This window comes from Intestinimonas sp. HCP28S3_D6, assembly GCF_052065695.1.
In the GTDB taxonomy this organism is placed as follows: domain Bacteria; phylum Bacillota; class Clostridia; order Oscillospirales; family Oscillospiraceae; genus Intestinimonas.
The window spans coordinates 23,905-33,463 of sequence record NZ_JBQHTM010000041.1 but is presented as its reverse complement, the minus strand read 5'-3'; the positions used below and the strand labels follow the sequence as shown (position 1 = coordinate 33,463).

At 63.0% G+C, this 9,559-nt stretch carries 6 protein-coding genes; 2 read left to right on the top strand and 4 right to left on the bottom strand.

Annotation, left to right across the window (positions count from 1 at the left end):
• The first annotated feature begins 143 nt into the window (after window positions 1–143).
• Window positions 144–2,066, top strand: a complete 1,923-nt coding sequence (locus ACTNBK_RS12965; protein WP_441146684.1) for a bifunctional metallophosphatase/5'-nucleotidase — start codon at window positions 144–146, stop codon at window positions 2,064–2,066.
• Between the two features lie 291 nt (window positions 2,067–2,357).
• Complete coding sequence (locus ACTNBK_RS12960; protein ID WP_441146682.1) at window positions 2,358–4,232, top strand: DUF4914 family protein; 1,875 nt, start codon at window positions 2,358–2,360, stop codon at window positions 4,230–4,232.
• A 61-nt stretch (window positions 4,233–4,293) separates the two neighbouring features.
• On the opposite strand, the gene ACTNBK_RS12955 is transcribed toward ACTNBK_RS12960, so the two are convergent.
• The 4 genes from ACTNBK_RS12955 to ACTNBK_RS12940 all read right to left on the bottom strand — a co-directional run bounded on the left by ACTNBK_RS12955 (window position 4,294) and on the right by ACTNBK_RS12940 (window position 9,521).
• Complete coding sequence (locus ACTNBK_RS12955) at window positions 4,294–5,658, bottom strand: copper amine oxidase N-terminal domain-containing protein (protein ID WP_441146680.1); 1,365 nt, start codon at window positions 5,656–5,658, stop codon at window positions 4,294–4,296.
• Window positions 5,655–6,206, bottom strand: a complete 552-nt coding sequence (locus ACTNBK_RS12950) for an RNA polymerase sigma factor (RefSeq protein ID WP_441146678.1) — start codon at window positions 6,204–6,206, stop codon at window positions 5,655–5,657. Before ACTNBK_RS12950 ends, ACTNBK_RS12955 begins: the two co-directional genes overlap by 4 nt.
• Window positions 6,207–6,343: 137 nt before the next feature.
• Window positions 6,344–7,717, bottom strand: coding sequence for a penicillin-binding transpeptidase domain-containing protein (locus ACTNBK_RS12945; protein ID WP_441146676.1), 1,374 nt, complete (start codon window positions 7,715–7,717; stop codon window positions 6,344–6,346).
• Window positions 7,710–9,521 (bottom strand): FtsW/RodA/SpoVE family cell cycle protein, encoded by a 1,812-nt coding sequence (locus tag ACTNBK_RS12940; protein ID WP_441146674.1) that lies wholly within the window; start codon window positions 9,519–9,521, stop codon window positions 7,710–7,712. The genes ACTNBK_RS12945 and ACTNBK_RS12940 overlap by 8 nt, the downstream gene beginning before the upstream one ends.
• Between the last annotated feature and the right edge of the window lie 38 nt (window positions 9,522–9,559).

Below are 9,559 nucleotides of genomic sequence, written 5' to 3'. Positions count from 1 at the left end.
CCTCTCGGGAGAGAGGCGCCGCTTTTCTGTCCGAACAGGACGGGAAAGTGCCCTTGCGCCGGGACTGTTTTCATGCTATGCTACCCGTGAGAAGAAACCATCCGCCGCGGGGGAAGGGCCCCGCCGACGAGAGGAGAAGCCGCATGAGATACCTCCGTTCTGTTTTCGCTCTGGTCCTGACCGCCGTCCTCCTGTTGGGGAGCGGCCCGGCGTGGGCCGCTGCCCCGGAGGGACCGGGAGAGCTCACCATCCTGTTCACCCACGATACTCACGACCACTTCCTGTCTGCTGCCGACGAGGAGGGCGGGGAGTATGGCGGCTACGTCCGGCTGGCTACCTTATTAAAAGAACAGCGCCAAGCGGCGGCGGAGCAGGGGCGAGCTGTGGTCACCTTGGACGGGGGCGACTTCTCCATGGGCTCCCTCTTCCAGACCATCTACACCACCGACGCCCCGGAGCTCCGGGCTTTGGGGGCCATGGGCTACGACGTGACCACCCTGGGCAACCATGAATTCGACTACCGTCAGCAGGGACTGATCGACATGCTCACCGCCGCCAAGGCCAGCGGAGACCCTTTGCCTGCCATCGTCCAGGCCAACTATACCCGGCCTCTGGAACATGACAGCGATTACGCGGTGGTCCAGGCGCTGGAGGACTACCCTGTGACCGATTACACCGTGGTGGATCGGGACGGCCTGCGGGTGGCCGTCTTCGGAGTGCTGGGGGAGGACGCCGACGACTGTGCCCCCATGTCTGGCATGGAGCTTGAACCCGTTGCCGATGCCGCTAAACGGGTGGTGGCGGAGATCCGGGAGAAGGAGGACCCCGACTATATCATCTGCCTCTCCCACAGTGGTACCGACGGGGCAGGGAAGGGGGAGGACTATGAGTTGGCCAAGGCGGTGGATGGCATCGACGTCATCATCTCCGGCCACACCCACACCACCCTGGAGACTCCCATCCAGGTCAATGGTACCCTCATCGTCTCCTGCGGGGAGTACACAGAAAACCTAGGGGTGCTGACGGTCTCCAAGAGCGGTGGGAAGACGGAGTTGGTTGACTATCAGCTCCTGCCTGTGGATGAGACTGTGGCCAATGACCCGGTCATGACCGCTCTGGCCAGGAACTTCCAGCAGGTGGTGGACGGGACCTATCTCTCCGGCTACGGCCTCACCTTCAACCAGGTCCTGTGCGAAAACCCCTATGACTTTACCCCCATCAGCCAGTTTGGTGCCGTTCAGGAGGAGGATGCGCTGGGCAGTCTCATTGCTGACTCCTACGTCTATGCCGTCAAAGAGGCGGAGGGGGCGGACTACGTGCCGGTGGACTTTTCCGTGGTGGCCTCGGGGGTCATCCGGGCCTCCCAGGCCAAGGGGGATATCACCGTCTCCGACGCCTTTGACGTGTCCTCCCTGGGCTCCGGTGCCGACGGCACCCCGGGCTACCCCCTGGTGGGGGTCTATATCACCGGCAAAGAGTTGAAGGACGCTTTTGAAGTGGATGCCTCAGTGACGCCCCTCATGCCGGTGGCCCAGCTTTACGGTTCCGGTATGGTGTGGTCCTTCAACGTCCACCGGATGATTTTTGACAAGGTGACCGACTGTGCCCAGGTGCTCCCCGACGGCAGCCGAGTTCCCATCCAGGATGACAAGCTCTATCGGGTGGTCACGGGACTCTACTCCGGTCAGATGCTGGGAACGGTGAACGGCAAGAGCTTCGACCTGCTGACCATCACCCCCAGGGACGAGAGCGGACAGCCCATCGAAAACCTGGAGGACTATATCATACACGGTTCCGGTGGGACGGAGGTCAAGGAGTGGTATGCCCTGGCCTCCTACCTCCGGAGCATGGGCACGGTAGACGGCCGCTACGCCGCCCCTGAAGGGAGAAAGACGGTGTCCCGCTCCTGGAACCCCATTGAGCTGGTGCGCAACCCCGGCTGGATCACTCTGGTGGTGCTGGTAGTGGTGTTGCTGATCGCGGCGCTGATTGTCCTGCTGGTGACCCGCCCCTTCCGCAACAGCAGGCGGAAAGGTTATCGAGCCTACCGGGGCCGCCGGCGGTAAAACAATAAAAACTACCGGCGCCCCTGAAACATATGAACTGCCCCAGATCGTGCGGATAGTATGATCTGGGGCAGTTCATATGTCGGGGGTTATTGAGGCTTGAGCACGCAAATGAAGCCTGAGCACGGACAGGTTGCAAAAAAGGAACGGCCAGACCACCAGTGAGCAGGGGTGGGGCGGAAGACTGTCCTCCCCTTGACAAATGGGGGATTCTCCTGTAAAGTTACACATAGAAGTATTATTCGTTTCGATAGAAAGCACGGGACGAAAAGAAAGTGAGGCGCCGTTCCCATGAATGTACTGCTGGAAAAATTCACATTTACGCCCGAACTGACCGAAATCATCAACAATAGCCCCAGTGTAATCGTGCCTGACAGTAAGGAGACCCTCTATGAGCTCATCTTCGGCAATGAGCACACGGACAAGATCGAGGTCCTCTACGATGTGAACGGGAAGCCTGTGAAAGAGGCCACGGTGGTCCGCTGCAAAAATGGTGCTGTGGTCAACTATATGGAGGATTACATGCGCCGCCGGGACCCCGACTGCATGCGCATCGCCGATGACCAGCCCACCGATAAGCCCCGGTTCGAGGATGTGTACGGCTATGACTTCGACCAGCTCCGGGAGGAGACCTACCGCTGGCTGGCCCGGCAGGAGCTCATCATCGTGCCCTTCAAGGCAGGTGGCTATCAGTACGGCTACGATTCCATTCTGGTCTGCCCCCGGAACGCCGCCTTCTTTGCCTTTGCCTTGGCGGAGCTCCAGGCCTTCGTGAACGCCCGCAAGGTGGAACACTTCAAGCCCCGTTCCATCGTCTATGTGGCGCCGCCCTTCCGCCACACCCACTTCAATGGCAAGCAGGTGGTGGTCCACAGCCGCCACAGCGACCTCCACGAGGTCTTTTCCTATAACCTCTATCCCGGACCCTCCGCCAAGAAGGGCATTTACAGCGTGCTGCTGGACATCGGCGAGCGGGAGGGCTGGATCACCGCTCACGCCTCGGCTGCCCGGGTCATCACCCCCTATGAAAATGAGATGGTCATGATGCACGAGGGCGCCTCTGGCGGCGGCAAGAGTGAGCTGCTCCAGGATGTGCCCCGTGTGGCCGACGGCCGGGTGCTGCTGGGCGTCAACATCGAGACCAATGAAAAGACCTACATCAGCATGAGCGACACCTGTTCCATCCAGCCGGTCACCGACGACATGGCCATGTGTCAGCCCAGCTATCAGCCCCGGAACGGAAAGCTGGCCCTCACCGACGGCGAGGATGGCTGGTTCATCCGGGTGGACGGCATCACGGAGTACGGCTCCGATCCCCTCTACGAGCGTATTTCCATCCACACCAAGGAGCCCCTCATGTTCTTCAACATCGACGGTGTGCCCCGATCTACCTGCCTGTTGTGGGAGCACACTCTGGACTCTGACGGCAAGCCCTGCCCCAACCCCCGTGTCATCATCCCCCGCCGACTCATCCCTCACATCGCCGACAAGCCGGTGGAAGTGGACGTGCGCAGCTTCGGTGTCCGCATGCCCCCCGCCACCAACGAGAACCCCAGCTACGGTATCCTAGGCCTCATGGGCATCATTCCTCCCGCCTTGGCCTGGCTGTGGCGGCTGGTGGCCCCCCGTGGATTCAACAACCCCAGCATCAACGGCAGCACCAAGCTGGCCAGCGAGGGTGTGGGCTCCTACTGGCCCTTCGCCACCGGCCTCCGGGTAAAGCAGGCCAACCTCCTGCTGGAGCAGATCCTCCGGTGCAAGAACACCAAGTATGTGCTCATCCCCAACCAGCATATCGGCGCATACAAGATCGGCTTCGCCGCCGAGTGGATTTCTCGTGAGTACCTGGCCCGGCGTGGCGGCGTCAACATGAAAATGGACCGCCTGGTCCCCGCCCGCTGCCCCCTCCTGGGCTACGCCCTCAAGGAGATGAAGGTGGACGGCCAGCAGATCAGCTCCCGGTTCCTCCGCCCTGAGCGCCAGGAGACCCTGGGCGATGAGGGCTACGACAAGGGCGCCAAGATCCTCTACGATTTCTTCGCCCAGGAGCTGGCCGCCTTCGACGTGCCGGACCTCCACCCCATCGGCAAGGAGATCCTCAAATGTTTCCAGCAGAACGGTTCCATCGAGGACTACTGCGCCATCATCCCCCTGGGTCTGGAATAAGAGACCAAGCAGAACGGCGTCCCCTTCGAGAAGGGGACGCCGTTTTTGTCGCTGTATCAGATCAGGGGATGATTACCCAGCACGTCCGCTCGGTTTGAGCTTCGTTGTAAGCGGCTGTACAATCCAGGCCCCAAAACTCAGACAGTTTCCAGCTGGCGGCCAGAGTACCGTCCCGGAGGACGACAGGCTCATCCAGGTCCATCGGCTTGCCGTCCACCAGAGCGGTGGAACTGCCCACATTGAGGATGATGGTGATGTCCCGGTAGGTGCAGGTGGCAGTCTGGGTCTCCCCATCCCAGTCATAAGGGGCTTCCAGAGCCTTGCACAGGGCCTCTACGGGGAGGGCGTAGCCGCCGTCCTCCGTGATGGGGTCCATCAGAGGGAGATAGAAGGGGTAGAGTTTGGAATCGATCTCCACGGCATAGGGCTTGCCGCCGTCCAGAGGATAGGCGGTACCGTCAAAGACCACGGCGGCGAGCTGGGAGAGGTCCATAACCGACTGGAACCGGTAGTGAAAGGACCACTGCTCCCCCTGGATGCGTTGAGCGGAGACGGCGGTAAGAGACTGGCCGGTGGTGATGAGGGTGCCGTCCTTCATGAGGAAGAAGAGCAGAGGGTCCGCCTCCCGGTCTGGGTCGGCTATGGTGGCATCCACCTGACAGGTGAGGGGGCTCAAAGTCACCGAGTCCACAATGAGGTCGCCGCCCTGGGCGTTGTCCAGGGTGGGGGCACCCGGGCCTGTTGCCCCGATGTCCACCGTCACCGAATCTGCGGGGGTGAGGTCGAATTCCAGTGCGGCACCTTCTTCCATATAGCCCATACGGACCCGGAGGGCGGTGGCGCCGGCCAGGTCTACGTCGAAGCGCCAGAAGGTGGAGTCCTCCGTCCGCAGTTCCCCCAACTCGCTGTAGCCCACACCCCAGCTGCTCGGTGTGGGGGTATCACCACCATTGTTTTCCTCTGGGAGAAGCGGATAGATGGACCAGGTGTCGATGCCGTTGAAGTCATCGGAGAACATGAATTCCCTGGACTCCTCCGTCAGGGCGTCCAATCGCACCAGTAGCAGGGCGGTGGTGCCGTCGGAGACCGAACTCTCAACTGTCAAGGTGTAGTCCTTGTCGCTGATTGACCGGACCTCATGGTCCACCAGGAGCTTGGCGGAGGAGGTATCCCCCCTGAAATAGGTGTCCAGAACATCCCAGTGGACGGTCACGGCCAGGGCAGTGCCCACCAGGGCCACTGCGGCGGCGATGAGTACCGCCGCAAAACGGGTCTTTTGCCGCATATGTTGTCTCCTTTCCGGAGGGAGGCCGTCCAGGGCGGTGTTCACCCGGCGGACCATGTCCTCCGAGTCCAGTGGCTGGGGGCAGGGCACCTCTGTGGGCACCGTGTCCTCCCAAAGCTCTGCAAAGTGATTTTCCTTCACGGACATTCCCCTCCTTTCGTCAGTTCCTCCCGCAGCGCCTTCCGGCCCCGGAGGAGCCGGCTTTTGGCGGTGGAGAGGTTCAGCTTCAGGTCCCGGGCCACATCCTTGAGCTTGTCCCCGTACCAGTAGTACCGGAAGAAGAGGGTGCGGTCGGGCTCGTCCATGGCGTCCACGGACCTCCACAGCCGCTCCGCCCACTCCCGCTGCTCGGCAGTCTCATGGAGGCCTGGCTGGGGGGCGGCGTCGGTGTCAGAGAGGGGGAGGACAGGGGCAGGGGTGCGACGGAGGCGGTCGATGGCCTTGTTTCGGGCCACCGCCCCCAGCCAGGGACGGAGATCACCGCTCTCCCGCAGCTCCCCGGCATGCTCCCACAGCGATATGAACACGTCGGAGACCACCTCCTCCACGTCCTCCCGGGCGGCGCTGCCCCCGGCGGACAAGGTCCGCCAAACCGTGACGCTCACATAGGAGGTATACCGCCGGATGGCGTCCTCCAGAGCGGCACGGCTGTGTCTGCGTAGCCGCTGGATCAGGCGCGTGTCTTCCATGGGCATCCCTCCAAATCTCAATATCAAGTCTCCCGCGCGGTCAACTCTGACTGGATATACGCATTTCCCGGGGAAAGGTTGCGGAAGGACAAAAAATTTCCGGCGGGTGGCCGCCGGAAATTTTTTCCTTTCAAATTTTAATAGCCGTTGACCAGCAGGTCCAGCACGGAGGCGGCGATGTTGCCGGCGGTCTGGGCGCCGCTGCCGCCCTCCTCCACCACCACGGCGAAGGCGTAGGGGGCGTCCTCGTTGCGGAGAAAGCCGGTGAACCAAGAGTTGGGGGCCTTGCCGCCGCCCACCTCGGCGGTGCCTGACTTGGCGCAGATGTCCATGTTGGGGAAGCGCCCGGCTCCATACGTCTCGGTGACGTTCCGGGCCATCATGTCGGCCAGGGTGGCCGCAGTGTCGGCTTCTATGAGCTTGCCCGTCTTGTGGCTGAAATAAAAGGAAGGGGGGAAGTGCAGGGGGGTCACTGTCTTGAGGACCAGCTGGGGGACGGCGGCCTTGCCGCCATTGGCGACAGCCCCCATGTAGATCATCATGGACATGGGGTTCACCAGATCGTTGAACTGCCCCACGCCGGCCCAGCCCAGCTGGTTGGTGGAGGCACCGGCGAACTGGAAGCTGCCGGCGGCGGTCTTGAGACCGCTGACGCTGTACCGGTCGGTGAGCCCCGCCTTCTCGGTGTAGGCGGCCATGATTTCAGGTCCCAGCTCCACTGCCAGCTGGGCAAAGACGCCGTTGCAGGATTTGGAGAAAGCGCTGTATATGTCCATCTCCCCATGGGCGGAGGGGCAGGTCACCACGTCATCCCCTACCTGGCAGGAGCCGGTGCAGGTGAAGGTGCGGCTGAAGAGGTCGGGGATGTTCTCGATGGCAGCGGCCAGGGTAACGGTCTTGAAGACCGAGCCGGGGACGAAGGTGGAGGAGAGGGCCCGGTTGAGGTAGACGCCGTCGTAGGTGGTGTCCCCCTCCTGGATGTCGGGGGGAGATTCGGGGTCAAAGGTGGGGGAGGAGAAGAGACACAGGATCTCCCCGGTCTCGTAGTTGTAGACGGCCACCGCCCCCTTTTTCCCGTTCATGGCGGTGTAGGCCTCGTAGTTGATCCGGGCATCAATGGTGAGGTAGAGGTCGTTGCCCGCACCCATGGGGCTATAGGCCCCGGTGAGAAGGTTATAGCCTGAGAGCTTGTCGGCAAAGGCCACCAGGGCGCCAGAGCCGATCTTTCCCTGGGCGTCGCCCACCACGTGGAGGGTGGCCTTCCGGACAGTGGCGTTGTCGTAGTAGGCCCGGTTCCCGTTTTCATCCACCCAGGAGAGCACGTCGCCGTCCCGGTCCAGTACCCGGCCCACCGAAAGCTGGCCCTGGCTGTTGTAGAGGTGGCGGTTTGCGGCGAAGGAGACCCACTTACCGCCGTTGAGGAAGAAGCGGAAGCCAAAGACCACCAGTCCCAGCACCAGGGCGGTGGCAAGGAGGAGGCAGACCATGGCCCGCCGTTCGATCTTACGCATCGCCATTCACCCCCTTGTGGTCCTCCCGGGGGAAGTAGACGGACTCTTTCTCCTGACGGGAGGGCAAGCGGATGGCGAAGCTGGCGTTCTGCCGGGTGTCAGTGGCCTTCAGGAAGGCCAGCAGGCCCCAGGAGGAGAGCATGGCGGAGCCGCCGTTGGAGACGAAGGGGAAGGTGACGCCGGTGAGGGGGAGGAGGTCCACGGCGCCGAAGACGTTGAGGCAGGTCTGGAAGACCAGCAGGGAGGTGGCGGCGCAGGCGGCGATGGTGTAGAAGCTGGACCGTCCGGACCGGCAGGAGCGGACGGCGAAGACGGCCAGGGTGACCACACACAGCACGGCCAGAGCGGCGATGATGAGGCCCCACTCCTCACACAGCATGCCGAAGACCAGGTCGGTGTCGCCGGCGGCCACGTTGTGGAGCCAACCCTCCCCGGCCCCCACCCCCACCAGGCCGCCGGAGGCGGCGGCCGACATGGTGCGCACCTGTTGGAAGCCGCCGGAGGAGGCCTGCTCCCAGGCGTGGCCCCAGGTGGCGAAGCGGCTGAGGATGTAGGGCTTGAAGGAGAGGAGGATGACCACGCCGAACACGGCGCCGCCGCAGATGAGGGCCAGGGTGGCCCAGTCGCCGGAGCGGAGGTAGGCGATGACCAGGAAGGTGATGAAGAAGATGGCGGCGGTGCCGAAGTCGCTCATGAGGGCCAGGCACCCCAGGCACACGGCGGTGAGGACCATGAAGAGGCCCAGGTTCCGCTTACGGAAGAGCCGCTCCAGGGTGGCTGAGCCGGCGAAGATATAGCAGATCTTGGCCAGCTCCGAGGGCTGGAAGGAGAGGGGGCCCAGAGTGACCCAGTTGAGGGCGCCGTACTTGCTCTGACTCAGGCCCAGGAAGCCCAGCACCAGGGTGAGGCCCAGCAGTCCGATGGCCCCGGCAGCCATGAGCCAGCGGATAGATTTGACCCGTTCCAGATCCCGGAGGAAGACCCCCAGCACCACAAAGAGGAACAGCCCCAGCATCAGGGCCAGCAGCTGCTTGAAGAGGGCGGAGGGGGCGGAGGAGGCGGTGACGGCCAGGGAGAGGGTGGAGAGGAAGAAGGCGATGATCTCCATTTCGAAGCCCACCCGGTGGATGGCCCGCATGGCCAGGAAGTAGCCCCACATGACGGCGATCAGGCAGAGGAAGGCGCCGGGTACTGTGGCGGGGAGTTCATCTCCGGCGGCGGCCATGAGCTGCACGGCGGTGAGCACCTGGAAGATCGTGAGGAAAAAGAGGCCCACCCAGGGGGAGACGGGGCGCTCCTCGGCCTGCTTCTTCTGGCGGCGCTTTTCCCGCTCTTCTGGGGGGACAGGGAGGAGAACGGTCTCCACGCCGCCCAGGGCCACCACGTCGCCATAGGCCACCGAGGCGGCCTCGGCTACAGGCCTGCCGTTGATGGCGACGCCCCCCTTGGAGCCCAGGTCGTACACCGTCCAGCTGTCGTTCTCTGCCCGGATGAGGGCGGCGTGTTGCCGGGAGACGGTGGGATAGCCCAAAATCACGTCGCAAGCGTTGGAGCGGCCCAGAAAGTTTTCCCAGTGGGTGAGGGGCTCAGAGAGGCCGTTGGGCAGGGTGAGGTAGGCCCACACCTCCGGTACATGGGGCACTGTGAGGAGAGACCGGATGCTGCGGACGAGAATAAGAATGGCCAGGACGGGGAAGAGGAACCGCACCACGGCGGTGTACCACGCCATGACGGCGGCGTGATCCCCCAAGAAGGCGGCCAGACCGTTGACCAAATCCTGAAGTCCGGCTGGAAGCTGGGGCAAGGAATACCCCTCCTTTCTGAAAAGAGGTTCGAGAGCAG

Bases quoted from the DNA above. Each gene is read 5' to 3' on its own strand.
- ACTNBK_RS12965 (WP_441146684.1), top strand. From the start codon at position 144: ATGAGATACCTCCGTTCTGTTTTCGCTCTGGTCCTGACCGCCGTCCTC.
- ACTNBK_RS12960 (WP_441146682.1), top strand. From the start codon at position 2,358: ATGAATGTACTGCTGGAAAAATTCACATTTACGCCCGAACTGACCGAA.
- ACTNBK_RS12950 (WP_441146678.1), bottom strand. From the start codon at position 6,206: ATGGAAGACACGCGCCTGATCCAGCGGCTACGCAGACACAGCCGTGCC.
- ACTNBK_RS12945 (WP_441146676.1), bottom strand. From the start codon at position 7,717: ATGCGTAAGATCGAACGGCGGGCCATGGTCTGCCTCCTCCTTGCCACC.